The 25,367-nt window shown below is 64.1% G+C and carries 22 protein-coding genes; 7 read left to right on the top strand and 15 right to left on the bottom strand.

Annotation, left to right across the window (positions count from 1 at the left end):
- Nucleotides 1–39: 39 nt before the first annotated feature.
- The 8 genes from IQ25_RS11165 to IQ25_RS11130 form a co-directional block, all read right to left on the bottom strand.
- A complete protein-coding gene (locus IQ25_RS11165; RefSeq protein ID WP_258537009.1) occupies nucleotides 40–636 on the bottom strand; it encodes an HAD family hydrolase in 597 nt (198 codons plus the stop codon).
- Between the two features lie 29 nt (nucleotides 637–665).
- Nucleotides 666–1,409 (bottom strand): class I SAM-dependent methyltransferase, encoded by a 744-nt coding sequence (locus tag IQ25_RS11160; protein ID WP_144905747.1) that lies wholly within the window; start codon nucleotides 1,407–1,409, stop codon nucleotides 666–668.
- Nucleotides 1,410–1,565: 156 nt separating this feature from the next.
- Nucleotides 1,566–2,030 carry a low molecular weight protein-tyrosine-phosphatase gene (locus tag IQ25_RS11155; protein ID WP_144905745.1) on the bottom strand — a complete coding sequence of 155 codons (465 nt, stop codon included), beginning with the start codon at nucleotides 2,028–2,030 and terminating at the stop codon, nucleotides 1,566–1,568.
- The gene (locus IQ25_RS11150; protein WP_144905744.1) at nucleotides 2,027–3,040 is read right to left on the bottom strand and encodes an ACP S-malonyltransferase; all 1,014 of its coding nucleotides are present in this window, start codon (nucleotides 3,038–3,040) and stop codon (nucleotides 2,027–2,029) included. The genes IQ25_RS11155 and IQ25_RS11150 overlap by 4 nt, the downstream gene beginning before the upstream one ends.
- The gene (locus IQ25_RS11145) at nucleotides 3,033–5,237 is read right to left on the bottom strand and encodes a dehydrogenase E1 component subunit alpha/beta (protein WP_144905742.1); all 2,205 of its coding nucleotides are present in this window, start codon (nucleotides 5,235–5,237) and stop codon (nucleotides 3,033–3,035) included. Before IQ25_RS11145 ends, IQ25_RS11150 begins: the two co-directional genes overlap by 8 nt.
- A 45-nt stretch (nucleotides 5,238–5,282) precedes the next feature.
- Nucleotides 5,283–6,179, bottom strand: coding sequence for a carbon-nitrogen hydrolase family protein (locus IQ25_RS11140; protein ID WP_144905740.1), 897 nt, complete (start codon nucleotides 6,177–6,179; stop codon nucleotides 5,283–5,285).
- A gap of 100 nt (nucleotides 6,180–6,279) precedes the next feature.
- Nucleotides 6,280–6,867, bottom strand: a complete 588-nt coding sequence (locus IQ25_RS11135) for a GNAT family N-acetyltransferase (protein WP_181447229.1) — start codon at nucleotides 6,865–6,867, stop codon at nucleotides 6,280–6,282.
- Nucleotides 6,867–7,289, bottom strand: coding sequence for a ketosteroid isomerase-related protein (locus IQ25_RS11130; protein ID WP_144905736.1), 423 nt, complete (start codon nucleotides 7,287–7,289; stop codon nucleotides 6,867–6,869). Before IQ25_RS11130 ends, IQ25_RS11135 begins: the two co-directional genes overlap by 1 nt.
- Before the next feature lie 229 nt (nucleotides 7,290–7,518).
- Here IQ25_RS11130 and purC point away from each other — a divergent pair, with 229 nt between their 5' ends.
- The 4 genes from purC to IQ25_RS11110 all read left to right on the top strand — a co-directional run bounded on the left by purC (nucleotide 7,519) and on the right by IQ25_RS11110 (nucleotide 14,698).
- The gene (purC, locus tag IQ25_RS11125; protein ID WP_039332937.1) at nucleotides 7,519–8,304 is read left to right on the top strand and encodes a phosphoribosylaminoimidazolesuccinocarboxamide synthase; all 786 of its coding nucleotides are present in this window, start codon (nucleotides 7,519–7,521) and stop codon (nucleotides 8,302–8,304) included.
- 111 nt (nucleotides 8,305–8,415) lie between these two features.
- The gene (locus IQ25_RS11120) at nucleotides 8,416–11,268 is read left to right on the top strand and encodes a M16 family metallopeptidase (protein WP_144905734.1); all 2,853 of its coding nucleotides are present in this window, start codon (nucleotides 8,416–8,418) and stop codon (nucleotides 11,266–11,268) included.
- A gap of 140 nt (nucleotides 11,269–11,408) precedes the next feature.
- The gene (locus tag IQ25_RS11115; protein WP_144905732.1) at nucleotides 11,409–13,718 is read left to right on the top strand and encodes a TonB-dependent receptor; all 2,310 of its coding nucleotides are present in this window, start codon (nucleotides 11,409–11,411) and stop codon (nucleotides 13,716–13,718) included.
- The gene (locus IQ25_RS11110) at nucleotides 13,718–14,698 is read left to right on the top strand and encodes an MBL fold metallo-hydrolase (RefSeq protein ID WP_144905730.1); all 981 of its coding nucleotides are present in this window, start codon (nucleotides 13,718–13,720) and stop codon (nucleotides 14,696–14,698) included. Before IQ25_RS11115 ends, IQ25_RS11110 begins: the two co-directional genes overlap by 1 nt.
- A 154-nt stretch (nucleotides 14,699–14,852) precedes the next feature.
- Here the strand turns inward: IQ25_RS11110 and IQ25_RS11105 are convergent, their stop codons facing one another.
- Nucleotides 14,853–15,458: a TetR/AcrR family transcriptional regulator gene (locus IQ25_RS11105; RefSeq protein WP_144905728.1), complete on the bottom strand. Its 606-nt coding sequence runs from the start codon at nucleotides 15,456–15,458 to the stop codon at nucleotides 14,853–14,855.
- Between the two features lie 438 nt (nucleotides 15,459–15,896).
- On the opposite strand from IQ25_RS11105, the gene purS reads away from it, so the two are divergent.
- Nucleotides 15,897–16,130, top strand: coding sequence for a phosphoribosylformylglycinamidine synthase subunit PurS (gene purS / locus IQ25_RS11100; RefSeq protein WP_144905726.1), 234 nt, complete (start codon nucleotides 15,897–15,899; stop codon nucleotides 16,128–16,130).
- A gap of 17 nt (nucleotides 16,131–16,147) precedes the next feature.
- Nucleotides 16,148–16,825: a phosphoribosylformylglycinamidine synthase subunit PurQ gene (purQ, locus tag IQ25_RS11095; protein ID WP_144905724.1), complete on the top strand. Its 678-nt coding sequence runs from the start codon at nucleotides 16,148–16,150 to the stop codon at nucleotides 16,823–16,825.
- Between the two features lie 10 nt (nucleotides 16,826–16,835).
- On the opposite strand, the gene IQ25_RS11090 is transcribed toward purQ, so the two are convergent.
- The 3 genes from IQ25_RS11090 to IQ25_RS11085 form a co-directional block, all read right to left on the bottom strand.
- Nucleotides 16,836–19,199 carry a putative bifunctional diguanylate cyclase/phosphodiesterase gene (locus tag IQ25_RS11090; RefSeq protein ID WP_258537008.1) on the bottom strand — a complete coding sequence of 788 codons (2,364 nt, stop codon included), beginning with the start codon at nucleotides 19,197–19,199 and terminating at the stop codon, nucleotides 16,836–16,838.
- 162 nt (nucleotides 19,200–19,361) lie between these two features.
- Nucleotides 19,362–19,520: a hypothetical protein gene (locus IQ25_RS21165; protein ID WP_011444689.1), complete on the bottom strand. Its 159-nt coding sequence runs from the start codon at nucleotides 19,518–19,520 to the stop codon at nucleotides 19,362–19,364.
- A 120-nt stretch (nucleotides 19,521–19,640) separates the two neighbouring features.
- Nucleotides 19,641–21,236, bottom strand: a complete 1,596-nt coding sequence (locus IQ25_RS11085) for an isocitrate lyase (protein ID WP_144905720.1) — start codon at nucleotides 21,234–21,236, stop codon at nucleotides 19,641–19,643.
- 146 nt (nucleotides 21,237–21,382) lie between these two features.
- Here IQ25_RS11085 and IQ25_RS11080 point away from each other — a divergent pair, with 146 nt between their 5' ends.
- Nucleotides 21,383–22,777: a helix-turn-helix domain-containing protein gene (locus IQ25_RS11080; RefSeq protein WP_144905718.1), complete on the top strand. Its 1,395-nt coding sequence runs from the start codon at nucleotides 21,383–21,385 to the stop codon at nucleotides 22,775–22,777.
- Here IQ25_RS11080 and IQ25_RS11075 read toward each other — a convergent pair.
- Genes IQ25_RS11075 through IQ25_RS11065 form a run of 3 tightly spaced genes read right to left on the bottom strand, consistent with a single transcriptional unit; the run spans nucleotide 22,758 to nucleotide 25,337 of the window.
- A complete protein-coding gene (locus IQ25_RS11075; RefSeq protein WP_144905716.1) occupies nucleotides 22,758–22,919 on the bottom strand; it encodes a DUF2474 domain-containing protein in 162 nt (53 codons plus the stop codon). The genes IQ25_RS11080 and IQ25_RS11075 overlap by 20 nt on opposite strands.
- Nucleotides 22,906–23,904: a cytochrome d ubiquinol oxidase subunit II gene (gene cydB, locus IQ25_RS11070; protein WP_144905714.1), complete on the bottom strand. Its 999-nt coding sequence runs from the start codon at nucleotides 23,902–23,904 to the stop codon at nucleotides 22,906–22,908. The genes IQ25_RS11075 and cydB overlap by 14 nt, the downstream gene beginning before the upstream one ends.
- On the bottom strand, nucleotides 23,901–25,337 hold the full coding sequence (locus IQ25_RS11065; protein WP_144905711.1) for a cytochrome ubiquinol oxidase subunit I: 1,437 nt from the start codon (nucleotides 25,335–25,337) through the stop codon (nucleotides 23,901–23,903). The genes cydB and IQ25_RS11065 overlap by 4 nt, the downstream gene beginning before the upstream one ends.
- Between the last annotated feature and the right edge of the window lie 30 nt (nucleotides 25,338–25,367).

The raw sequence follows: 25,367 nt of genomic DNA, 5'->3' as shown, positions 1-25,367 counted from the left end.
GGATCGCTGACAGCCGACCGAACGGCAGGAATGGGGTGGTTAGTTGCCTTTCCACTCGAAGCTTCGCATCAGATCCCGCACAGTCTCGTGGCCGGTCCACAAAGCAGCGGTCCAACCGCACTCTTTCGCCGCTGCGACATTTTCAATTTTGTCGTCGATGAAGAATATGGCGTCGGGCGAAAGCCGCGAGGCTGATTCCACAGCACCGTAAAAAGCATGATCGGGCTTAGAATAGCCGAGTGCCGCTGAATAGTGAATGCTGTCGAAAGTTTCCCGCAGACCCAAATTGTCCCAGATATACTTGGCGCGCTCATGTTCTTGGACAGTCGCGAGATGAAGTTCCAAACCCTCTCGGCGCAGATGCTGCAGCTCTGCGAGGAGGCGGTGATCGACGTGCGCGTCATTGCTGAACCAGTATGCGATCAGATCATCTGGCAATGCCGCTGGTGCAATCTCTGCGAGCGCAGGTGCCAGACGATCCCGAAGGGCAGCGCGTCCGTGCACGACATCGTCCCACTCGCGGCGGAAGAACCTCTCATGCAATGCTGCAGGGGATATGCCCAGATCGATCTCAAGGTTCACCGACCAGCCCTTGAGATGTGGATGCGCGATCAGCACGCCATCCACATCGACCATGATCGCCCTGCGCTGCATATCCGAGCGTGTCAGGCTGTCGGTGCAGGATTGGCAACGACCAACCTGTAGCCTGCGTCATATTCGGTTTCACCGCGAAGATACCCGAACTTGCGATCCCATTCGCCGCTCTCAAGATCTTTTGCCAATCGTGAGCAGCCTGCCTCCAGCCCGGGGAGCGACCAGAACGAAGAACTCCCTGACCTGATCCGCGCGTCCAGATAGGCCTCCGGTCGGCACCAATATGCGTACAGGAATCCGTCTGTGCAATCACGCGGGACCAAGACCGGCTCGATCGTCACTGAACCAAACCACTCTTGATATTGCGACATTTTCGGCATTTGGCCTTCGTCCAGCGACACGAGTTCGGGCAGGTAGTCGGTCAGCCACGGCCGGTGCGACGGGTCGAAGGTCAGCAGCACGAGCGGCCCGCGCGTCACTCTCCTCATTTCGCGCAAGCCCGCAGCCTTGTCGGGCCAATGGTGAATCGTCAGAATTGCCATCGCGGCATCAAAGGACTGATCTTCGAAGGGAAGGTGCTCGGCGCTTGCCTGAAGGACGGGAGCGGCCGACGGTTTTCGCTTACGGATCATTTCAATCGACGGCTCGACAGCTGTGACTTGCCTATCCGCAGGTTCATATGACCCGGTTCCGGCTCCGACGTTCAATACGGTCGAGGCTGATCCCAAAGCATGATTGATCTGCCTGGCGATGCGGGGATCCGGCAATCGTAGCTGGTCATAATTGATCCCGATCGTGTCGTAGCGCGCAGTCATCGGTCAAGGTTAGACCGGACTGCGATACCTCGGCAACAGCAATGGGAAAGCTTCAGAAGCACGACCACATCGGCGTCGTATCCGGAAGGTCCGCTTTCAGCGCGAATAGACAGATAGCTGACGCTGCCCCGCCAAGACGGAACCTGTCCTTCCCCACTAACGCAAGTACCGCTTCACCAGCGCCTGCGCCGCAGCATCGACGTCGGCCCACGCCTGCTCGAAATCGTCCTCGTCACCATAGTAGGGATCGATCACCGCCGTGCCCTTGCGGCCCGGCACAAGGTCCATCAGCAGCCGCACTTCGGCAATATGGCGCGAAGGTTCAATGCGGCGGAGGTCCTTGAGGTTCTGCTGGTCGAGCGCGAAAACGTGGCCGAACTTGTGGAAGTCCGCCTCGGTCACCTGCCGCGCGCGATAGCTCGAAATGTCGAGGCCATGGCGCATCGCGGTTTCCTGTGCGCGGGGATCGGGCGGGCGGCCGACGTGCCAGTCACCGGTTCCGGCGGAATCTATCGTCATCGCCACCCCTGCCTCCACCGCACGACGGCGCAACGCCGCCTCGGCGAGAGGCGATCGGCAGATGTTTCCTAGGCAGACGAACAATATCGACGGTTGACTCACGGGATCACGATACTCCGCTGGCTGGGTCTCCCCAGGCCAATCAGAAACGGATCCTCTCCCTGCCGCGCAGTGAACATGTTACGTGACGCGATGTCCAGCCATTTTCGAGCAATCAGGACCTGCCCAATAGCCCCGCCCAGCGTCTCCCCCGGCCCGAGCAGCACCACGCGGTCCGGCGCAAACTCGCGGATGCCCACGGTCATCGCGGCGGTGAAATCGTAAGGCTGCAGGATCTGGTGGCCGAAGGTGTAATCCCACAGCTCTTGGGCGTCGCTCTCGAACCGCCGCCACACCTTCCCCCGCCCGTCGATCAGCGGCACCTGCGGCTGGCCGAACCAGTCCACCGGAAACTGCGCCCGCGCGGCATCGCTGCTTGGCCACATCAGCGGCGTATGAAACGGCCCATGCCCCGCCAGCCGCATCGGCGAGCGAGAAAGCTGCGGCAGGTCCTTCTCGAACCCATCGAGCGCTGCCACTGATCCTGCCACCACCAGCATCCCGCCCAGCCGGATCGAAGGCAGCACCCCATGCCGCGCCATCGCCGCCTCGACAGTGGCAACGAGCGCCTGGTCGACCGTCCAGTCTTCCCCCGCCAGCACCAGCACCGCCTGCCCGCCCGGCTCATGGCGCTGCGAATTGACGCCCATCCCGTCGGCAATGGCAAAACCATGCTCGCCCGAAACCGCCCCGGCACAGGCCAGCGCAGTGTACCAGCCCATCGAATTCCCGGTCACTGCCACCACCTCGAACCGCTCGCGGTCGATGCTGAGGAAATCCAGATAAGCACAGGCATGGATCAGCGGCGCCGCATTGTCGCCCTTGAGCAAGGCCGGACCAAATTTCGCCGCCCCATCAAGCGCCGAAAGCGTCGCCTTCCCCGCCTCTGCCCGCATCGCATCGAACCGCGCCAGCCATTCAGACCCGCCATGATGCCGCGCCAGATACCCCAGCTCCGGCGCATTGTAGGTGCCGCGACCGGGGCAAACGACGAGGACTGTCTCCTTAGCCACGCACCATCTCCAGCACCTTGGCGACAATCCCGTCCCGGCTCGGCAGCGTATGCGTCGCCGCACGGGCGAGAGGAATGAAGCTGTCGGTCGCCGCCATCCGCGCAATCGCCTTTTCCGGCGCACGTTCGGCCAGCAACGCCATCAGCGCCTCGTTCTGCCCACCGGTAATCCGGCACTCGTCCACCACCAGCACGCGCGAACAGGACGCAACCGCTTCGATCACCGCGTCATCGTTGACCGGCCCCAGCCAGCGCAGATCGATCACCCGCACGTGGATTCCCCGCTCCGCCAGCAGCTTCTGCGCCTGAAGCGAAAGGTAGAACCCGTTGCCATAAGTCACCACGGCAAGGTCGGCCCCCTCACCCGCAACGCCAATCTGCCCGAAAGCAATCTCGCCCTCACCCGGCGGCTGATAGACGCTGGACCAGAGCCCATCGCCCGCCTCATGCAGGTCCCGCGTCATGTAGAGCGCAATCGGCTCCACAAACACCACCACGCGGCTCTCCTCATGCGCCAACCGCACACATTCGCGCAGCATCGCCACCGCATCGCGCCCGTTGGACGGCACCGCCAGCACCACGCCCGGAATGTCGCGGAATACGGCCAGCGAGTTGTCGTTGTGGAAGTGCCCGCCAAACCCCTTCTGGTAGGGCAGCCCGGCGATCCGCACGACCATCGGGTTGGTGTACTGCCCGTCCGAGAAGAACGAGAGCGTTGCCGCCTCACCCCGGATCTGGTCCTCGGCATTGTGGACATAGGCGAGGAACTGGATCTCGGGCATCGGCAAAAGCCCGTTATGCGCCGCGCCAATGGCCAGCCCCAGGATCGCCTGCTCGTCTAGCAGCGTGTTGATCACCCGAGCCGAGCCGAACCGCGAATGCAACTTCTGCGTCGCCGCATAGACCCCGCCTTTCGGCCCCACGTCTTCGCCGCACACGATCGCGTTCGGGTACTGCAGCAGCAGGTCCGCCATCGCCCAGCTGATCAGCTTGGCCATGTGCTGCGGCTTGTCCATCGCCGCAGCATCATCGGAAAACAGCGCGGCGCGATCCTGCGCCGAGGCGAGAGGTCTCTCCACGCCCTCGCGCTTCGGTGGCACGATGCTCGCCATCACCGCCGCCGCATCGGGCAGCTTGGGCCGTCTGATTGCCAGCTCAACCTGCCGTTCCAGCGTCGCCTCGATCTCGTCATAGACCGCGCGCACCTCGCCCGCAGTCATCACCCCTTCCTCGATCAGCAGCGCGGCGCTCGCAAGTAACGGATCGCGCTCCTCTTCAGCGCGCACTTCCTCCTTGCTGCGATAGGCCAGCTGCACGTCGTTCCCGGCATGGCCATAGAGGCGCACCGTCTTCATGTGCAGGAACACCGGCTTCCTCTGCCGCCGCGCGATGACTTCCGCCTCGCGCGCCGCACGCATCGTGTCGACAAGGTCCGACCCGTCGCATGCAATGTAGTTCAGACCTGCCCGGCCCGAGAAATTCGCCTCGATCCACCCCGGCGGCGTGCGCGTGGAAATGCCGATGCCATTGTCCTCGCACAGGAAAATGATCGGCATCGGCGTCCCCTGAAAGGCTGCCCAGCACGCCGTGTTGATCGCCCCCAGCGCGGTCGAATGGTTGGCGCTGGCATCGCCAAAGCTGCACAGCACCACGCCGTCCTTCGCCAGCACTGTATCGCTCCACCCCATCCGCCGCGCGATGCCGATGGAGAACGCGGTCCCCACCGCCTTGGGCAAGTGGCTGGCGATAGTCGAGGTCTGCGGCGGAATGAACAGCCGTTTCGACCCCAGCACCTTGTGCCGCCCGCCCGAGATCGGGTCTTCCATGCTCGCGGTAAAGCTCAGCAGCATGTCCCACGCAGGGTTCTCGCCCGGCACCCGATGCGCGCGGTGGATCTGGAACGCGGCGTCGCGATAGTGCAAGAACGCCATGTCATCCGTGCGCAGCACTTCGGCCAGCACCGCGTTACCCTCGTGCCCCGAGGAACCGATGGTATAGAACCCCTCGCCCCGCGCCTGCAGCTTGCGGCTCATCCGGTCGAGCTGGCGAGACAGCGCCTGCGAGCGAAACAGCGCCGCCGCCCGCTCCGGGCTGAGGCCAACATCCTTCAGCCCGAGGTTCGAACGCCTGCGCGCGGTGCCCTTTTCCAGCGCATCAAGGAACTGCCGGTGGACCTGCTCGGCGGCATCAAGCGACATTGCGGATGGTTTCCCTCGTAACGAACCAGCCTGATAGCCGCGCGCCTAGCGCAAGTCCACGACCTCCACCGGCGGAAGAGCAACCGCCCCCGGCTGCTCCCCCCAATGCCGCGCATTGAGCACGCCACCATCGGCACGCAACTCGGCAACGTGCGCGGTATCGATCTCGGCAAAGACCCATTGCGCCGTCCCTTCGGCGCCCACCACCAGCACGCCGTCCTCCGGCATCCCCCGATCCGGCGGCCCATAGACCCCGGCCGCCCCCCGGTTCTCGTCCACCGCCGGAGACCACGCCGCATCGCCCACCGTCGGCGAATGGACCGCATAGCACTGCCCCTCCAGCGCCCGGGCCTGCGCCCCGATCCGCACCCGCCAATAGCCATGCAGAGTGTCCGTGCACGAAGGCACCAGCAGCACCTCGGCTCCCGCTTCGACGCAGGCCCGCGCCAGCAGCGGAAACTCGCTGTCATAGCAGATCGAAACCGCCAGCCGTCCCAGCGCCGTTTCGAACACCCGCAGCGAGGAACCTGCAGCGATATCCCACTGCTCGCGCTCGAACCGCGTCATTACCAGCTTGTCCTGCACCGACGATTTGCCATTCGGCGCAAACAGACGCGCCGCATTGCGAAAACGCCCGTCCGCATCCTTGCGCGGCGCAGACGCCGCCAGAATATGCATCCCCGTTCGCACCGCCAGCGCGGAATGCAACGCATCCACGCGCGGCAACTGCGCCGACACCGTCTCGATAGACCCTGCCAGATCGCCCATCGTGGCGGGATCAAGGCTCGCCAGTTCCATCGCCCCATATTCGGGAAACACCGCCAGAGCCGCACCCCCCGCAGCCGCCTCGTCCACCCAACGCGTCAGCTTGGCCTCATAAGCGTCCCAACCCTCCAGCCGCTCGATCGGATACTGCGCAGCCGCGACAAGAAACCGCGTCATTCCCCCCTCCCGCAGGCGGGAGGCGCGCTTCTTCCTTCCCCCCTCCCGCAGGCGGGAGGGGTTGGGGGTGGGCATTCGCCGAAAGGCGAACGAGAGCCAATCACCACTGCCGCATCCAGTACTGCATCACATTCACCTTTTCCGCCTCGTCGCCATGCTCCTTCCAGGCCAGCTCGGTCGTGAGCCCCGGTACGACCGCATACCCTCGCTTCGCCCAGAAGCCATCGAGCGGTGTGTACCCCTCCGGTCGTGCCGGATGTTCCTCACCCCGCACCACCGCAGCAAAGCACGCCGCATTCGCCCCGCACCTTACGGCCTGCGCCTCGCGATGATCGAAGAAGGCATGCCCGATGCCAGCACCGCGATACTCGGGCAGCAGCACGCTCTCGCCGAAATAGAACAGCCGCGCGGTATCGATCCCTTTTGCCTCGAACGGAGCCCGGAACTCTGCCTTCTGGTGCATCATCGGCGCCGCCGTCGCCGCGCCCACAATCTTCGCCCCGTCAAACGCCGCCACCAGCACCGCATCGGGCGCGGCAGCATATTCGCTCAGGTACTCCGCCTCGTAAGCCGCATCGCCATCGTAAAGGTAGGGAAAGGCCGCAAACACGGTGATCCTCAAGGTGGCCAGATCATCCAGCGCCGCCGCAATCTCGCCCCCGGTCAGTGGCCGAACCGCGATCCCCATCACCCGACGACCTGTTTCGTCCAGTCTCCCAGATTGTAATACATCGTCAGCCGCGTGATCTTGCCACCCGCGATCGCCAGAAACGCCCCCGCGGGCAGCACGTAAGTCTGACCGTTGGCTTCCGGCAGGCCCTCGTCGGTCGCCAGATACTCTCCGTGCACCACGAACTCCGCCGAGGCGCGCGTGCCATCCTCGCTCGCCATCAGCACGATGTCTTCCAGCCGCTCCTTGTAGCAGCGCTCCATGTGCTTCAGGAACTCGGCAAACGCCGCCTTGCCTACCACGCGCTCGCCTTGGTTGATGTCATGCGCCACATCATCGCTCAGGCACTCGAGCATCCCCTCCCAGTGCCCCGCATTGAACGCGGCATAATAGCGGGCAAGCAGGGCAATCGCATCTGTACGGGCGGCAGGACTGGTCATCGGCAATGTCTCCTTTGCCCGCAGCCTAGCGCCCCCTGTCGCGCCATTCCAGCGCCCTGCCCTGCAAGGCTTCATTGCAGCCGTGCATCCAATTGCACTTTGGCCCATGTTCGCTTATGGGCCGGGTGAACGCCCCGGCGCTTGCGATGGATTCGCCTCCAACGCGATGCCGGGGTTTTGTATTCTGACCGGGCGCGTCAGCCCGGCACCGTGCAGGAAGACGAAACCCATGTCCCGTCGCCGCCAGATCTACGAAGGCAAGGCCAAGATCCTTTACGAAGGCCCCGAACCGGGCACGATCATCCAGTATTTCAAGGATGATGCCACCGCGTTCAACGCGCAGAAGCGCGGCACGATCAACGGCAAGGGCGTGATCAACAACCGCATCAGCGAGTACGTGTTCACGCGCCTCGCCCACATCGGCATCCCCACGCACTTCATCCGCCGCCTCAACATGCGCGAACAGCTTGTGCGGCAGGCAGAGATCATTCCGATCGAAGTGGTCGTGCGCAATATCGCCGCAGGCTCCATCTCCAAGCGCCTCGGCATCGAAGAGGGTGAGCCGCTGCCGCACACCCTGATCGAATACTATTACAAGGACGATGCGCTGGGCGATCCGATGATCGCCGAAGAGCATATCGCCTGCTTCGGCTGGGCATCGAACGAGGAAATGCAGGACATCTCCTCGATGGCCATCCGCGTGAACGATTTCCTCTGCGGCATGTTCGCGGCGATCAACATCAGCCTCGTCGACTTCAAGCTCGAATTCGGCCGCATCTGGGACGGCGATTACAGCCGCGTGATCCTGGCTGACGAAATCAGCCCCGACGGCTGCCGCCTGTGGGACATGACCACCGGCGAAAAGCTCGACAAGGACCGCTTCCGCCGCGATCTCGGCGGCGAAGAAGAAGCCTACCAGGAAGTCGCCCGCCGCTTGGGCCTCCTCGAAAACGATGGCGGCCCGAGCGAAGTCTTCGACCTCGGCGCGCACCGCAAGCTGCGCGGCAAGAAGTAAGGTTTCAGGCCCTGCTCTGAAACACAAGACCCCCTTCGGCAACGGAGGGAGTTTTTGTTTGCCCCAACTCCTCATTGCGCGTTCAGGCCTGACCGGGCACATCCCCATGCAATGATCCTGCGCCGCCTGCTTCCCCCCGCCGCTGCCCTCGCCGCTGCCCTCGCCCTCACCGCCTGCGCCTCGCAGCCTGCGAGCCTGACCAGCGCGCCAAAACCCACCTGGGCCTTCCAGCAAAGCGACCTGCCGCCCGATCCCGCATACCGTTACGGCCAGTTGCCCAACGGCATGCGCTTCATCATCCGCAAGAACGCGACGCCCGCCGGTACCGCGCAAGTGCGCATGGACGTCGCCACCGGCTCGCTGGACGAGCGTGAGAGCGAGCGTGGGTTCGCCCATTTCGTCGAGCACATGGCCTTCAACGGCTCCACCAACGTGCCAGAAGGCGAGATGATCAAGCTGCTAGAGCGCAACGGCCTGTCGTTCGGCGCCGACACCAACGCCCAGACCTCATTCGAGCAGACGCTCTACATGCTCGACCTGCCGCGCAACGACGCAAAGCTGCTCGACACCGCACTGATGCTGATGCGCGAAACAGCAAGCGAGCTGAAGTTCGACCCGCAAGCCGTCGCTCGCGAGCGCGGCGTCGTCCTGTCAGAACTGCGCGACGGGCAGGGCTGGAGCCGCACGAACCTCGAAGACCAGCTTGCCTTCTTCTACCCCGCCGCCACCTACCCCAAGCGCCTGCCCATCGGCACGGTCGAGGCTCTCAACGCCGCTACCGCCGATACGCTCAAGGCCTTCTGGGCGCGCGAATACGTGCCGTCGAAGACCACCCTGATCGTGGTCGGCGATTTCGAGCCGGACGCGGTCGAACAGGCCATCCGCGCCCGCTTCGCCGACTGGCAGCCCAGGCCCGAAACCCCGCGCCCCGCCGAAGGCAAGGTCGACCCGAAGCAGAAAGCCAAGGTCGACATCCACCTCGATCCCTCGCTCTCCGAACGCGTCACCGCATCGCGCCACGGGCCTTGGGCGGACGAGCCAGACACAATCGCCAACCGCCGCCGCAACCTGCTGCGCCAGATCGGCTATGGCGTGGTCAACCGCCGCCTCGCCCGCCTCAGCCGCGCCATCGACCCACCGTTTCGGGGCGCTGGCTTCGGCACCAGCGAGGTCTTCAAGATCGGCCGCACCACCAACCTCATCGTCGACACCGTCGACGGCGGCTGGCAGCGCGGTTTCGCCGCCGCAGCGGGAGTCTATGCCCGCGCGCTGACCACCGGCTTTACCCAGCCCGAGATCGACGAGCAGCTAGCCAACATTCGCACCGGTCTTGAAAACGCCGCCGCCGGGGCCGACACCCGCCCCCACGGTGCGCTGGTCGGCGCAGCCCTCGCCCTGATCCGCGACGATCAGGTGCCGACAACGCCCGAATCCGGCCTCGCCCGCTTCAACCAGTTCGCCCCCACGATCACCCCCGCAACGGTCATGGCCGCGCTGTTGGAGGAGGCGGTCCCGCTCAAGGACCCGCTGATCCGCTTCCAGGGCCGCAACGCCCCCAAGGGCGGCGCCGAAGCCCTCCGCAAGACCTGGGTCAAGGCCACCCGCGCCAAGGCCCCGGCCGGCGAAGTGCCCGCCCCCATCCCCTTTGCCTATACCGACTTCGGCCCCGCCGGCACGGTCGTCTCCGACATCGTCGAACCGCTCTACCGCATCCGTCAGGTCCGCTTCGCCAACAACGTCCGCCTCAACCTCAAATACACCAGCCTCGCAAAGGACCGAATAGACGTCCGCCTCAATATCGATGGCGGCGAAATGCTCGACACCAGGGCCGATCCCCTCGCCACAGAGATGACCGGCGTCCTCGCCCGCGGCGGCCTTGGCAAGCACAGCGAGGATGACCTCCAGACCCTGCTTGCAGGCCGCTCGGTCGCCTTCGGCCTCGGCACCAGTGGCGATACCTTTTCGACCGACGCCGTGACCACCCCTCGCGACCTCGCGCTCCAGCTCCAGCTGATGACCGCGCTGCTGACCGACCCCGGCTACCGCCCCGAAGGCGAAGTGCTCTACCGCCAGAACATCGCCAACTTCTTCGCCCGCCTGCGCTCGAGCCCCGGTGCCGCGCTGGCGAACAGCATCGGCGGCATCCTGTCCGACAACGACCCGCGCTTCACCCTCCAGGACGAAAGCGCCTACACCGCCCTCACCTTCGCCACCTTGCGCGACAGGCTGGCCGACCGCCTCGCCCACGGTGCCATCGAAATCTCGATCGTCGGGGACATCGACGAAGCCGCCGCCATCGCCATGGTCGCCCGCACCCTCGGCGCACTGCCCCCGCGCGAGCCGGACTTCCGCCCCTACCCCGACCAACGCCAGCGCCGCTTCACCGACCAGCGCGGCCTGCGCATCGTCCGCCATACCGGCGAGGCCAACCAGGCGATTGTCCGATACACCTGGCCCACCCGCGACGACAGCGATCTCGACGATGCCATGGCGCTCACCCTCCTCGCCGAAGTCGCCGGGATCGAAGTGCTCGATTCCGTGCGCGAAAAGCTCGGCAAGGCCTACAGCCCCGGTGCATCGAGTGCCCTGAGTCGCGTCTGGACCGGTTACGGCACCTTCACCATGAACGCCTCGGTCGATCTGGCAGACGTTCCGGCCACCCGCGCCGCGCTTGAGGAAACCGCACGCTCCCTGATTGCCGCGCCCATCGATGCCGACATCCTCCAGCGCGCCCGCGCGCCCCTGCTCGAACGCATGGCAAACGCGCTCAAGACCAATGGCGGCTGGAGCTCACTAGCCGAACGCGCCCAGACCCAGCCCGACCGCCTCGTGCGCGCCAAGGCCGCCCGCGCCCGGCTGGAAAAGCTGACGCCCGCCGACCTGCAAGCCGTGGCCCGCCGATATCTCTCACCCGAAAAGGCGGTGCAGGTGCTCGTTGTGCCGGAAGGAGCGGCAGTTCCGTGAGCGAATGAGTGCGGCGATCCCCACTTGGAATCCATAAATCCCAGGCATGTAGAACCGCAAATATAATCTATTTTTCAAATTCTGTCTCCTTATGCATACGACTGCGCAAATCAAAAGCAGTCGATGAAAGGGAGACATAAGTGAGCAATAAATCAGTCATCCGCTGGACCGTGTCACTGGCCGCTCTGTGCGCCGCCAGCCCGCTTTTTGCCCAGGAAGCGCAGGTCACCCAGGCAGATGAAGGCATCACCGACATCGTCGTCACCGCGCAGCGCCGCGAGGAAAGCCTGCAGCGGGCGGCCGTGGCGGTAACCGCCGTGACCGGGGCAGACATTGCCGATGCCGGCATCACCGAGCTTGTCGATCTCCAGAAGCTCGTGCCCGCTCTGGCCGTTGCCCCAACCGGCGGCACCACCAGCTTCTTCCTGCGCGGCGTCGGCACGAATTCGCAGAACTCGTTCTCCGAGAATGCCGTCGCCTTCAACTTCAACGGTGTCTACGTGGCGCGGCCTTCGGCTCCTGCCGGTGCATTCTACGATCTCGCCCGCGTCGAAGTGGTCAAGGGACCGCAAGGCACGCTCTACGGCCGAAACGCAACCGGCGGCGCGATCAACGTCATCCCGCGCAAGCCCGATATCGGCAATTTCGGCGGTGAAGTGCGCGCGGAATACGGAAACTACGACAGCAAGAAAGCATCGGCGGCGCTCAATCTCCCGATTGGCAATTCCGCGGCATTGCGTGTCGCCGGACAAGTCGTGGATCGTGATGGCTTCCTCACGGACGGCTACAACGACGAGAAGGGCGAAGGCGTGCGTGCCTCGTTCCTGGTCGAACCTTCGGCCGACTGGTCGGTGCTGCTGGTCGGCGATTACTTCAACCAGCATGGCAAGGGCTGGGGCAGCGTGCTTCTGCCCAGCGCCACGCTGAACGCGCCCGACCTGAACGATCATGTCGGCATTTCCAGCCCGGCCGCGCTGACAGCGATCCGCAACCTCGCCGCAGGTGTGTTCGCGCCCCCGTTCTGCGGCGGCTTTGGCGGGTTCGTCACCAGCGGCTGCATCGACCTGCCGGCAGATACCGGCTTCCTCGACAACAAGTTCTATGGCCTCAGCGCAACGATCGAGGGCGACCTTGGCTTCGGCAAGCTCACGCTCCAGCCCGCCTGGCGCAAGACCGACATCAACTTCGTCACCTATCTCCCGGGCTTCCGCGGGGAAATCACCGAAAAGGCCGAACAGTTCTCGTTCGAGGCTCGCTTTGCGTCGGATCACGATGGTCCGCTCAACTACGTGCTCGGCGGTTTCTATTTCAAGGAAGACCAGAACGCGCTGAACTTCTTCCGCCAGGGTGATATTTCCACCACCCGCTTCACGCCGAACGTGAATACGGAAAGCCTCGCCGCCTTTGGCCAGTTCACCTACAAGGTCACCGATGCGCTGCGGCTGGTTGCCGGCGGACGCTATACCAAGGAGACGAAGGACCAGTTGACCGCCACGGTGTCTGGCGGGCGGCCCGGACCGGTCAATCCGCCGCTTGGAGCGCCCTTCACCGGCGCCCTCGATTTTGAGAAGTTCACGTGGAAAGCCGGCATCGAGTTCGATGCAGGGCCGTCCTCGCTCGTCTACGCCGATGTGTCTACCGGCTTCAAATCCGGCGGTTTCTTCGTTGCCGCGCCGCCGGAAAATACCTTCGCCCCGGAAACTCTCACGGCTTATACCGTCGGCAGCAAGAACCGCTTCTTCGACAACAAGCTGCAGCTGAATGTCGAGGCGTTCTACTGGGATTACACCAACCAGCAGATCACCTTCGTGGGGGGCGTGCGCACGGCGAACAACATATTCGCCCAAGGCTCCCGCACCGAGAACGCCGGCAAATCCCGCATCTATGGCTTTGAAGCCGAAGTGCGCTTCCAGCCCAGCCGGAACGACAAGTTCGATCTCAACCTGCAGTACCTGAATGGCAAGTACAACAGCCTCCGGACGGCCAACTTCTCGCCCACGGGTGCGCCGGTTGCCACGGGCTGCACCACCTTGGGCAGCCGCCTCGCCAACCCGGGCGTCCCGGGCAACAATGCGCGCTTCTATGATATCGACTGTTCGGGCAAACCGGCTGTAAACGCGCCAAAGTGGTCACTGGGGCTTGGCTACGAACGCGGCTTCGATCTCACCGATTCCCTGCGCCTGCTGCTCGGTGGTCGGACCTCGATCGAATCCGGTCGCTTCCTCAATCCAAACTATCGCCCGGAAGAGCGGCAAGGCGGGTTCATGATGTCCGACGCCTATGTCACGTTTGAAGGAGATGGTGGCCGCTGGACAATCACCGGCTTCATCAACAACATCGAGGATGAAGAAGTGATCGTGCGGTCCGGCTCGCGGCCGATTCTCGACTTCTCGGTCGCGACTCTCGCTCCGCCCAGAACCTACGGTGTCCGCATGGGATACAACTTCTGATGCGCCTGGCCATCATCGCCAGCCTCGCCCTGGCTCTGGGCGCGCCCGGGGAGTTCGCCCGGCTTGCGGCACATGAGCCAGCCAACAATGGTTCGCGCTTCATCACGCTGGGCACAATGGGTGGGCCGGTTGGTGATGGCCGCCGTTCTCAACCGGCCAATGCCTTGGTCGACGGGAAAGATCTCTATCTCGTCGACGCAGGTGACGGGGTCGTGCAACAACTGGCGAAGGCGGGCCTTGCGCTTCCGAACGTCACGGCGGTCTTCCTCAGCCATCTCCATGCCGATCATACCGGCGGTCTCTCGGCGGTCCTGGCCCTGCGCAACCAGACCATGGTGGCGCAGAAGCTGACGGTCTACGGCCCTCCCGGAACACGGGAAATGGTCGAAGGCATGATATCCTCGATGCGACCGGCGGCCCGTGCCGGATACGGAATACCGGGCAAGCCCTGGCCCGATCCTGCAGGCATCGTGTCCGTGGTCGAAGTGGGCGATGGCTTCACGGCCAGCGTGGGCAACATGGTCGTCCGTGCGGCACAGAACACCCACTACGATTTCGCTCCGGGCAGCGAGGAGGACAAGGCCTTCAAGTCCCTGTCATTCCGCTTCGAAACGGCCGGGCGCACGATCGTCTATACAGGCGATACCGGGCCGTCTGATGCCGTCGAAAAGCTGGCAGCAGGGGCAGACATCCTCGTGAGCGAAATGATCGACATTGATTCCACGATGGCAACGGTCGCCCGCAACTCGCCGAACATGCCGGAAAAGGCGAAGGCGGATCTGGTTCGGCACCTGACCACGCACCATCTCGCCCCGCCAGACGTAGGCAAAATGGCTCGGCATGCCGGGGTCAAGGCTGTCGTCGTCACGCATTTCGCAGGCGGCAGCGCAAGCGCCGCGCAAGTCGAAGGCGTCAAGGCAGGCGTCCGCGCCGAATACCCGGGCCCTGTGACGATCGCCAACGATCTCGATAGCTTTTAGGCTCAGGCCCCATTTTTCGCGGCAGGCGGGAGGCGCCCCTTTCCTCCCCCCTCCCGCAGGCGGAAAGGGTCGGAGGTGCGGCTCTTCCCCCCTCCCGCAGGCGGGAGGGGTCGGGGGTGGGCAAGCGGCGAAAGCCCCGCCCGACCGCCCCCGCCTACCCCGTCGTAAGCCCGTAAAGCACCATCGCCGCCTGATTTTCCGCGAGCCAGTCAACGTTGAGCGGCTCTGCCCCCACTGGTTCGAACACGTTGCGCCACAGCGCGGCAAAGATGATTCCGCCCGCCACGCATTGCGCCGCGGTCTTCGGATCGGGGCAGGCAAATTCGCCCCGGGCAATGCCATGGGCAATAAGCCGCTCGATCGCGCCGAGAATGCAGATCATCGCGGTCTCGTGGTAGAACCGGGCAAGCTCGGGGAAATTGCGGCCCTCGCCCACGATCAGGCGCGGCAGGAAAGCCATTTCCGGGCTGGCAATGCGCTTGATGGCGTTCTTCACGAAGGCGCGCAGCAATGCCGGCGCTGGAAGGCTGCCGTAGTCGCTCGGCAGCAGCGCCGGCATCATCTCGGTGATGACTTCGGAAACTAGCGCGCGGAACAACGCCTCCTTGCTGTCGAATGCAAGGTAAAGGGCGGCGCGGCTGATCCCCACGCGCTTGGCGACGTCCTCCATGCGGGCGGCGGCAAAGCCCCGTTCGGCAAATTCCTCGCGCGCTGCAGCCAGAATGCGTTCGCGGCGGTCGATCGGAGTGACACGTGGCATGGGAAGATAATAACTGACGCGTCAGTCATGTAAACAGGCAAGTCGTATCAGGGAAAAAGGGCGGTGGCAGGTGCCGGGATGCGCGTGGGGTGCGTTTGAAGTGCCTGACATCCTGCCACCGCACGGACTTTCGCCTGTCCTGTGGCCCTGTATTCCTAGCGCTTTTCAAAGGCCTGCGCTTCCCCGTTTTCCTACTTACGCATTGCACGCTAAGCTGCGAATCATGACCCGCTTCCCCTTCCCTTCCGCGCATCCGACCATGCGATTTTTCAGGCGCGAAGGGGCCTGACGAAGTTTCTCCGGACAGTGTAAACCCCGTAACCCCCCCAGAATGATCCGCTGATCCCGCCCTTGCTCTTCTCGCCCTCAAGTTGCATAGGCCCCCCGAAATACGAACGCCCAAGATTCTCCAATTCCAGTGTCCGAAAGGCCCCGCCGATGAAGGTCCGCGTCATTGTCACCCTCAAGAACGGTGTGCTCGATCCGCAGGGCCGCGCCATCCATCATGCTCTGGAGGGCCTTGGCTTCGAAGGCGTGAACGATGTGCGCGCTGGCCGCGTCATTGAACTCGACGTGGCAGACTCCACCTCGGACGCCGCGCTTGACGAGATGTGCGCAAAGCTCCTCGCCAACATGGTGATCGAGAACTACCGCATCGAAAAGGCAGCCTGAGCTTAGGAACCCGCGCAATGGCTTTTACCTCCGCCGTCATCACCTTCCCCGGCTCCAACTGCGACCGCGACATGGCCGTGGCGATCGAGCAGGTCTGCGGCGGCACGGTCCATCGCGTGTGGCACGGCGATGCCGACTTGCCCGAAGGACTCGATTTCATCGCCCTGCCTGGCGGTTTTTCCTACGGCGATTACCTCCGCTCGGGCGCCATGGCCGCCCGCTCGCCGGTGATGCAGGCCGTCGTCCGCGCGGCAGAGCGCGGCGTGACCGTGCTCGGCGTGTGCAACGGCTTCCAGGTGCTGACCGAGGCAGGCTTGCTCCCCGGCGCGCTGATGCGCAACGCCGGCATCCGCTTCGTTTGCCGCGACGTGAAGCTGACGGTCGAGAACAACCAGTCGCTGTTCACCGCAGGCTATGACGCTGGCCAGCAGATCACGATCCCCGTCGCCCACCACGACGGAAACTACTTCGCCGACGACGCCACGCTCGACCGTCTCGAGGGCGAAGGCCGCGTGGCGTTCCGTTATGGCGAATCCGTAAACGGCTCGGCGCGCAACATCGCGGGCGTGCTGGGTGATCGCGGCAACGTGCTCGGCATGATGCCCCACCCGGAACGCATGATCGAAGCCGCACACGGCGGCTCGGACGGGCGGGCGCTGTTCGAAAGCGTGGTGCGCGGACTGGTGGCTGCTTGAGCGTCGCCGCTTAAGCTGACTGGCGCTCGCGAAACGCGGTCTTTCCGAACAGGGCCAGCGCATCGATGCTGTTCATCGGACGGCCGAAGAAATAGCCCTGGATCTTCTTGCAGCCGAGGCGACGGATGCAGGCCAGCTCGTCCTCGGTCTCGACGCCCTCGGCGGTGGTCGACATCTCCAGAGCATCGGCCATGGCAACCACGGCGCGGACGATGGCAAGGCTCTCGGGATTGTCCTTCGCCGCCCCTTGCACGAAGCTGCGATCGACCTTGATCGTCGAAAACCGCATCTTGCGCAGGTAGCCGAGCGAGGAATAACCGGTTCCGAAGTCGTCGAGCGCGACACCGCAACCGATGCCCATCAGGTTCTCGAGCGTCAGCTGCGCGGTGGTCCCGTCGCGCACGAAGATGCTCTCGGTCACCTCGATCTCCAGCCGGTGCGGCGACAGGCCGCTTGAGGTCAGCGCGCCGACCACCGTCTCGGCGAAGTAGGGGTCAAGCAGCTGCTCGCCCGAAACGTTGACCGCGATCTTGACGTGTTCGGGCCAGTTCATCGCCTCGAGGCAAGCCATGCGCAGGACCCATTCGCCAATCGGCACGATCAGGCGGGTGTCCTCGGCCAGCGGGATGAACTTCACCGGGCTTACGAAGCCATGTTCGACGCTGTTCCAGCGCAGCAATGCCTCGAAGCTCTGAACTTCCTCGGTCGTCGCATCGACGACGGGCTGGAACATCAGCGAGAATTCATTGCGTTCGAGCGCGTGGCGCAGCGAGAACTCGAGCTTGCGCCGCTCCTCGGCGTGGGCGTGAAGCGAAGGCTCGTACAAGCAGTGCCGCCCACCGCCTTCATCCTTGGCACGGTAAAGCGCAAGGTCAGCGTTGCGCAGCAGCGTCTCGACGGTAGCGCCATCCCGCGGGCCGATGGCCGAGCCGACACTGGCGCCAACATAGAGAGTGTGGTGGTCGATCTCGTAGGGGAGCGACAATGTCGAGATGATCGCATCGCTCAACTCGTCGATCCGATCGGCATCGGCGGCATCGCGGATCACCACGGCAAACTCGTCGCCGCCGAGCCGGCCGCAGACCTCGCCGTCGCGCATGATCAGCTTGAGCCGCTCGGACACGAGTGCCAGCATCTGGTCGCCCACGAGGTGGCCGAGGGTATCGTTGATCGCCTTGAAGCGATCGAGGTCAATCATCAGGAACGCACAACGCGAGCGCCACTTCTCGGCATAGCCCATCGCATCGCCGAGCGCTTCGGTGAGCATCAGGCGGTTGGGCAGGCCGGTCAGCGTGTCGTAGCGCGCAAGGTAGGCAATCTTTTCGGCGCTCTCTCGCTGCTCGGTAACGTCCGAGCCTACGCCGCGGAAGCCGACGAAAGTGCCGTTCTCATCGTACTTTGGCGAGGCCGACAGTTCCCACCAGCGGTGATTGCCATGCAACGTGACGCGGACGAGCAAGTTGGAGAAGCTCTCGCGACGCTTCAGGCGCTCTGCCAGGTCATGCAGGCTCGAGTGGAAGTGGCCGGAGTCCCAGGCCGCTCCGGCAATCAGCTGGATCAGCGGCTTGCCTTCTACGTCCTCCGGGTCCTCACCCAGTGCGAAGGCGAAGCGCGGGCTGACCGAGCGGACGCGACGATTGGCATCGACCTGCCAAAGCCAGTCCGCATCGCCCTCCTCGAATTCGCGAAGCAACAACGAAACGACCTCGGCCTTTTCCGCCATCCCCGCTTCGGCAACGCGCGCGCCAAGGAACGTGCGCGCAGCCTCGACCCCGCCGACGCTGACGATGGCGACGAAGGCGACGGCGACGGCGGCGGCGGTATATTCACCCCAGAACAGGAAGACGGCGACACCCGACAGGCCAACGATGCCCGAGAACATCACCGTGGCCATAGGCATTGCGGCGAAAGTCACGGCCATGCCCGCCATGAGCATCGCGAGGACCGTCCACAGGGTCATCCGCTGCGCCGCATCGCCGAACGGGGCGAAGGCCAGCATCGGGATGGCCCAGACGAGCGCGACGAAGAGCGAGCTCACGGTCTGCCGGTGCATCTCCTGTCGACTGATCCGCCGCCGGTCGGCGTCGATCAGCGTGCGATCGAAACGGGCACCCGAAATGAGGACGCCAACGAGCAGCGCCATCCAGCCGACCAGAAAGACAACGTGGACGCGGGTGGCGTAAGTCTGCAGTACGAGCAACGCGGCAAGTGCATGGGCGAGGAGTCGTGCGAACGTCAGCCGGGCGAGGCTTGAATATTGCAGACCGCGCAAGCGGCCCCAATCTCCCTCCACCGGATCGCGCAAACCGATAACTGCGAGGATCGGCAACTTTGCCGTTGCGGATTCAGAAGGGGGCGCGAACGATGTTTTCACGCTGCAACGAATAGAGGCGATTCATTAGCCAATAGTAAGCGTCAGATAACTTTTCGGTGACGTTTGGCAGAGGCCAAGGATGAAAAATGGCCCGCCGCGCCTGGTGGGGCGCGACGGGCCGGACTTTCCTCCCCAGGAAAGGTCCTTTGAGGCAGCTCTGGCTTATCGGCCGAGAGCGCTGCCGAGTCTGTGGTAGAGGTTCGAGAACTTCACCGATTCCGGCTGGTCCTCGATAGCCTTGAGATAGTGCAGTACGGCTTCGCGGATCAGCTTGAAGTCCTCGGTCGAGAGGACCGCGCGGGCACGTGCAGGTTCAGCCATGGTGGGTCTCCTTCTTGGATCTTCGAGGCGTGATTGCCGCGAGGATTTGCTTCGGTTGGGAGGGCTTTACCCCCTCCCCAACCCTCCCCTTCAGGGGAGGGACTTTCTGTAGTTCGCAGGTTACGCGGCGAACTGGTTCATCGTGTTGTGGATGCCGCCAGCCTTGAGAGCGGCTTCCCCGGCGAAGTATTCCTTGTGATCGTCACCGATGTCCGAACCGGACATGTTCTGGTGCTTCACGCAGGCGATGCCCTGACGGATTTCCTCGCGCTGGACCTGCTTGACGTAGCCGAGCATGCCTTCTTCGCCGAAGTAGCGCTTGGCGAGGTTGTCGGTGCTCAGCGCAGCGGTGTGATAGGTCGGCAGCGTGATCAGGTGGTGGAAGATGCCAGCCTGCGCCGCGGCATCGCGCTGGAACGTGCGGATACGTTCGTCAGCTTCGATGCCAAGTTCAGTGCCATCATAGTCCACGCTCATCAGCTTCGAGCGATCGTAGGCCGAGACGTCCTTGCCGGCTTCGACCATCGCGTCATAGACCTGCTGGCGGAAGTTCAGCGTCCAGTTGAACGAGGGGCTGTTGTTATAAACCAGCTTGGCGTTCGGGATCACTTCGCGGATGCGACTGACCATACCACCGATCTGGCCGATGTGCGGCTTTTCGGTTTCGATCCACAGCAGGTCCGCGCCGTTCTGCAGCGAGGTGATGCAATCGAGCACGCAGCGATCCTCGCCGGTTCCGGTGCGGAACTGGTAAAGGTTCGAAGGCAGACGCTTGGGCCGCATCAGCTTGCCGTCGCGGGCAATCAGCACGTCGCCATGGCCGAGGCTCGTGGCATCGACTTCCTCGCAATCGAGGAAGCTGTTGTACTGGTCACCCAGGTCGCCCGCTTCACGGGTGTAGGCGATCTGCTTGGTTAGGCCGGCGCCCAGCGAATCGGTGCGGGCAACGATCACGCCATCATCGACGCCGAGTTCCATGAAGGCGTAGCGGACTGCGCGGATCTTCGCGAGGAAGTCCTCGTGCGGCACGGTGACCTTGCCGTCTTGGTGGCCGCACTGCTTTTCGTCCGAGACCTGGTTCTCGATCTGGATGCAGCAGGCACCGGCTTCGATGAACTTCTTTGCGAGAAGATAGGTGGCTTCCGCATTGCCGAAGCCTGCGTCGATGTCGGCGATGATCGGAACGACGTGGGTTTCGAACTCGTCGATCTTGTGCAGCAGGCGGTGGGTGTTGACCGCATCGCCAGCCTTCTTGGCTTCGTCGAGATCGCGGAACAGCATGCCGAGTTCGCGCGCGTCAGCCTGCTTGAGGAAGGTGTAGAGTTCCTCGATCAGGTCCGAAACGCTGGTCTTCTCGTGCATCGACTGGTCGGGCAGCGGGCCGAATTCGCTGCGCAGCGCGGCGACCATCCAGCCCGAGAGATAGAGGTAGCGGCCCTTGGTCGTGCCGAAGTGCTTCTTGATGGAGATCATCTTCTGCTGGCCGATGAACCCGTGCCAGCAGCCGAGCGACTGCGTGTAGTTCGCAGGGTCCGCATCATAGGCTGCCATGTCGGCGCGCATGATCTTGGCGGTGTAGCGTGCAATGTCGAGCCCGGTGTGGAAACGGTTCTGCAGGCGCATGCGGGCCACGTTCTCGGGCTCGATGCCATCCCAGGTCTGGGCGAAAGGCGCGATGGCCTTGCCTGCTTCGACGATCTTGCTGTGGTAGGTCATGTCCCGTGTTCCCTCACGTGGTGTGCGTCTGTGTGAGATCGGGGTAACGCGCGAATCGCGACGGGGGAACGGCGCGCGAAGTGATGTTGTCAAACTTTACAGAATATGCTTGTAAAGTTGTGTAGTCGCTACACGAGGCCTGTAAGATGTCGACACGACCGCTTTATCTGGGGCCACGGCTCAAGCGTATCCGCCGAGAACTCGGCCTGACGCAACAGGCCATGGCCGACGAGCTGGGCATTTCACCAAGCTACATCGCGCTGATCGAACGCAACCAGCGACCGTTGACCGCCGACCTGCTGCTGCGGCTGGCGCGTGCGTACAAGCTCGACATGGCGGACCTCGCCAGCGACGAGCGCGACGATTATGCGCGGCGGCTGGCCGATGCGCTGCGCGATCCGATCTTTGCAGACATCGACCTGCCTGCGCTGGAAGTGTCGGACGTGGCGGCTAGCTTTCCCGGCGTGACCGAGGCGCTGTTGCGACTGTACGGTGCGTGGCAGCGCGAGCAGCAGGCGCTGGCCGAGCAGCGGAGCGCGCTACCCGGCCCCGGTGCCAGCGATCCGGTGGGCGAGGCGCGGCGCTTCGTGGCGGCGCGGCGGAACTACTTCCCGACGATCGATTCCAAGGCAGAGGAACTTTCGGGCGAGATCGAGAAGGCGGGCGGTCCGGCGGAATGGCTGCGGCTGCGCAGCGTGCGGGTGCGCTTCCTGCCGCCCGATGTAATGATGGGCGCGATCCGGCGCTATGACCGGCACAACGAACAACTGCTGGTGGACGATACGCTCTCGCCTTCCGGGCGGGCGTGGCAGCTGATGCAGCACATTGCCTATACCGTGCTGCGCAGCGAGATTTCAGGGGTTATCCGGGGTGAGAGCTTTGCCAGCGATACGGCGGCACAGCTCGTGCGGCGAGCGCTTGCGGGATATGCGGCGGCGGCGCTGGTCATGCCTTATGACCGCTTTGCCCGTGCGGTGGATGCGCGGCGATATGATCTCGAAGCGCTTTCCGGGCAGTTCGGGGCGAGTTTCGAGCAGGTGGCGCACCGGCTGACCACACTCAATCGGCCCGGGCAGGAACGCGTGCCGTTCTTCTTCATCCGTGTCGATGCGGCGGGCAATGTGTCGAAGCGGCTGGATGGCGCAGGGTTTCCCTTTGCCGCGCATGGCGGCGGGTGCCCGCTGTGGAGCGTGCACGAGTGCTTCCGCACCCCGGGGGAAATCGTGACGCAATGGCTGGAGCTGCCCGACGGGCAACGCTTCTTCTCGCTGGCGCGGACGGTGACGTCGGGCGGCGGCGGCTTCGATCGGCCGAGGACGACGCGGGCGATTGCGCTGGCCTGCGCGGCTGAACATGCGCCGCGTCTGGTCTATGCGGCGGGGGCCGATCCGAAGGCGGTGCAGGCCACGCCCATCGGCGTCACCTGCCGCCTGTGCCACCGCGCGCAATGCACTGCGCGGGCCGAGCCGCCGATTGGGCGCGAGATCTTGCCTGACGATTACCGGCGCGGGGCCGAGCCGTTCAGCTTTGCGGAGAGTTGAGCCAGAAGCGGATCACCATGGCGACCGCACCGAGAGTCAGCACGCTGCCGAGCCAGATCGCGGCCATCCAGGCAAGGCGTTGCCACAGGGGCCTGGCCTCTGCCCGGTCCGCGCCATCGAGGCGGGGATCAATGATAGCCATGGGTGCCCACCTTACCCCGGAAGACCCAGTAGGCCCACCCGGTATAGCCGAGGATCAGGGGCATGATCAGGCCGACGCCGATCAGCATGAACACCTGCGAGCGCTCGGGCGCGGCGGCGTCCCAGATGGAGATGCTCTGGGGCACGACCCATGGCCACATCGAGACGCCAAGGCCGATCATGCCGAGCAGGAACAGGCCTAGCGCGTAAAGGAATGGCCGCACCGGTTGCCGCTTGTGCAGCGCTCGCAAAAGCGCGACCGCGAAGGCAGCAGTGACCAGTGGTACCGGAGCGAGCCAGAAGATCATCGGCTCTGTGAACCAGCGCTGGAAATACTGATGGGCGAGGAACGGCGTGGCGAGGCTTACCGCGGCCATCAGCGCCAGCGTGCCGAATGCGGCTAATTTGGCGAAGCGGAATGCCTTGTCCTCGGCGCTGCCCTCAACCTTGATCGCAAGCCAGCAGGCCCCGAGAAGAGCGTATCCGGCAACCACGCCAGCGCCCGTCAGAAGCGAATAGGGCGAGAGCCAATCGAGCCAGCCTCCGGCGTAGGCGCGGCCCTCGACGTGGATACCCTGCAGCAGGGCGCCTAGCGTGACGCCTTGTGCCAATGCCGCGACGAGGGAGCCTGCGAAGAACGCCATGTCCCAGAAGGCGCGGTGGCGGGGATCGCGCCAGCGAAACTCGAAAGCGACGCCGCGGAAGACGAGGCCGAGCATCATCGCGGTGATCAGGGGGTAGGTTGCGGGCAGGATGATGGCGTAGGCGAGCGGGAAGGCTGCGAGGAGGCCTCCCCCGCCGAGGACCAACCAGGTTTCGTTGCCGTCCCACACCGGTGCGATGGCGTTCATTGCCTGATCCCGTTCGGCGCCTTCATCGAACCAGGGAAAGAGGATGCCGATGCCGAGGTCGAAGCCGTCCATCACCACGTACATCAGCACGGCGAAAGCGATGATCAGGGCCCAGATCGTGGTCAGGTCGATCATGATGCGGCTCCGTCGGCTTGAGCATCCATGTGCTGGGCAGGCGTGATGCCGGCCGAGCGGATGGGGGCGCGCTCTTCCTCTTCCAGCGCAGGTTCGTGCGGATGCGGGGCATCCTTCATCAGGTGGAGGATGTACCAGGTACCGATGCCGAAGACCGCGAAATAGACCACGACGAAGGCGGCCAGCGAGGCGGCGACGGCGGGCGCGGCGATGGGACTGACCGAGTCCGCTGTGGTGAGTAGGCCATAGACGGTATAGGGCTGGCGGCCAACTTCGGTCGTCACCCATCCGGCAATGACCGCGACGAAGCCCGAGGGGCCCATCAGCAGCGCGAGGCGGTGGAGCATCGGCCAGTCGTAGAGGCGCTTTCTCATACGGGCGATGAGGCTCCACAGGCCGAGGCCGAGCATGAGGAAGCCGAGGCCGACCATGATCCGGAACGACCAGAACACGATCCACACTGGCGGGCGCTTGTCAGGCGCGACGGTGTCGAGGCCTGCGAGCGGGGCGTTGAGATCGTGCTTGAGGATCAGGCTCGATGCCTTGGGGATGGCGATGGCGTAATCGAGCCTCTGGTTCTTGTCGTCGGGAATGCCGAACAGATAGAGCGGCGCGCCATCGGGGTGGGACTGGTAGTGCCCCTCCATCGCCATGACCTTGGCAGGCTGATGCTCCAGCGTATTGAGGCCGTGGGCATCGCCGACGAAGATCTGTACCGGGGCAACAAGCGCTGCCATCCACATCGCCATCGAGAACATCTTGCGGGCGTGGAGGTTGGCGCGGTCCTTGAGCAGGTGCCACGCGCCGACCGCGCCGACGACGAAAGCGGTCGTCAGGTAAGCGGCGATGACGGTGTGGACGAGGCGATAGGGGAAGCTGGGGTTGAAGATGATCGCCGCCCAGCTCGATCCGGGCAGGAAGCGGCCATCCGGGCTCATCTCGAAGCCGGTGGGCGTCTGCATCCACGAGTTGACCGAGAGAATCCAGAAGGCAGAGATGAAGGTACCGACCGCAACCATCAGCGTGGCGCCAAAGTGCAGGCGGCGGCCGACGCGGTTCATGCCGAACAGCATCACGCCGAGGAAACCGGCTTCAAGGAAGAACGCGGTCAGCACCTCGTAAGCCATGAGCGGGCCGATCACGCCGCCGACCTTGTCGGAGAAGACCGACCAGTTGGTGCCGAACTGGTAGGACATCACGAGGCCCGAGACGACGCCCATCGCAAAGGCGACCGAGAAGATCTTCAGCCAATAGCGGAACAGATCGAGGTAGAGTTCCTTGCCCGTCTTCAGCCAGAGCGCTTCGAGCACGGCGAGATAGCTGGCAAGGCCGATGGAGAAGGCCGGAAAAATGAAGTGGAAGCTCACCGTGAAGGCGAACTGCATTCGCGCCAGAACCAGCGCGGTTCCTTGCGGATCAAGCCCTGCGAACATTCTAGCTCCCCTTTCGGGATCAGACGTCTC

It is taken from the genome of Novosphingobium taihuense, assembly GCF_007830315.1.
Taxonomy (GTDB): domain Bacteria; phylum Pseudomonadota; class Alphaproteobacteria; order Sphingomonadales; family Sphingomonadaceae; genus Novosphingobium; species Novosphingobium taihuense.
The sequence above is the reverse complement of the archived record's forward strand: the minus strand, read 5'-3'. Positions and strand labels throughout refer to the sequence as shown.

Bases quoted from the DNA above. Each gene is read 5' to 3' on its own strand.
- purS (WP_144905726.1), top strand. From the start codon at position 15,897: ATGAAGGTCCGCGTCATTGTCACCCTCAAGAACGGTGTGCTCGATCCG.
- IQ25_RS11065 (WP_144905711.1), bottom strand. From the start codon at position 25,337: ATGTTCGCAGGGCTTGATCCGCAAGGAACCGCGCTGGTTCTGGCGCGA.
- IQ25_RS11105 (WP_144905728.1), bottom strand. From the start codon at position 15,458: ATGCCACGTGTCACTCCGATCGACCGCCGCGAACGCATTCTGGCTGCA.
- IQ25_RS11160 (WP_144905747.1), bottom strand. From the start codon at position 1,409: ATGACTGCGCGCTACGACACGATCGGGATCAATTATGACCAGCTACGA.
- IQ25_RS11085 (WP_144905720.1), bottom strand. From the start codon at position 21,236: ATGACCTACCACAGCAAGATCGTCGAAGCAGGCAAGGCCATCGCGCCT.
- IQ25_RS11120 (WP_144905734.1), top strand. From the start codon at position 8,416: ATGATCCTGCGCCGCCTGCTTCCCCCCGCCGCTGCCCTCGCCGCTGCC.
- IQ25_RS11145 (WP_144905742.1), bottom strand. From the start codon at position 5,237: ATGTCGCTTGATGCCGCCGAGCAGGTCCACCGGCAGTTCCTTGATGCG.
- IQ25_RS11075 (WP_144905716.1), bottom strand. From the start codon at position 22,919: ATGGCTATCATTGATCCCCGCCTCGATGGCGCGGACCGGGCAGAGGCC.
- IQ25_RS11165 (WP_258537009.1), bottom strand. From the start codon at position 636: ATGGTCGATGTGGATGGCGTGCTGATCGCGCATCCACATCTCAAGGGC.
- IQ25_RS11135 (WP_181447229.1), bottom strand. From the start codon at position 6,867: ATGGGGATCGCGGTTCGGCCACTGACCGGGGGCGAGATTGCGGCGGCG.
- IQ25_RS11140 (WP_144905740.1), bottom strand. From the start codon at position 6,179: ATGACGCGGTTTCTTGTCGCGGCTGCGCAGTATCCGATCGAGCGGCTG.
- cydB (WP_144905714.1), bottom strand. From the start codon at position 23,904: ATGATCGACCTGACCACGATCTGGGCCCTGATCATCGCTTTCGCCGTG.
- purQ (WP_144905724.1), top strand. From the start codon at position 16,148: ATGGCTTTTACCTCCGCCGTCATCACCTTCCCCGGCTCCAACTGCGAC.
- purC (WP_039332937.1), top strand. From the start codon at position 7,519: ATGTCCCGTCGCCGCCAGATCTACGAAGGCAAGGCCAAGATCCTTTAC.
- IQ25_RS21165 (WP_011444689.1), bottom strand. From the start codon at position 19,520: ATGGCTGAACCTGCACGTGCCCGCGCGGTCCTCTCGACCGAGGACTTC.
- IQ25_RS11110 (WP_144905730.1), top strand. From the start codon at position 13,718: ATGCGCCTGGCCATCATCGCCAGCCTCGCCCTGGCTCTGGGCGCGCCC.
- IQ25_RS11130 (WP_144905736.1), bottom strand. From the start codon at position 7,289: ATGACCAGTCCTGCCGCCCGTACAGATGCGATTGCCCTGCTTGCCCGC.
- IQ25_RS11080 (WP_144905718.1), top strand. From the start codon at position 21,383: ATGTCGACACGACCGCTTTATCTGGGGCCACGGCTCAAGCGTATCCGC.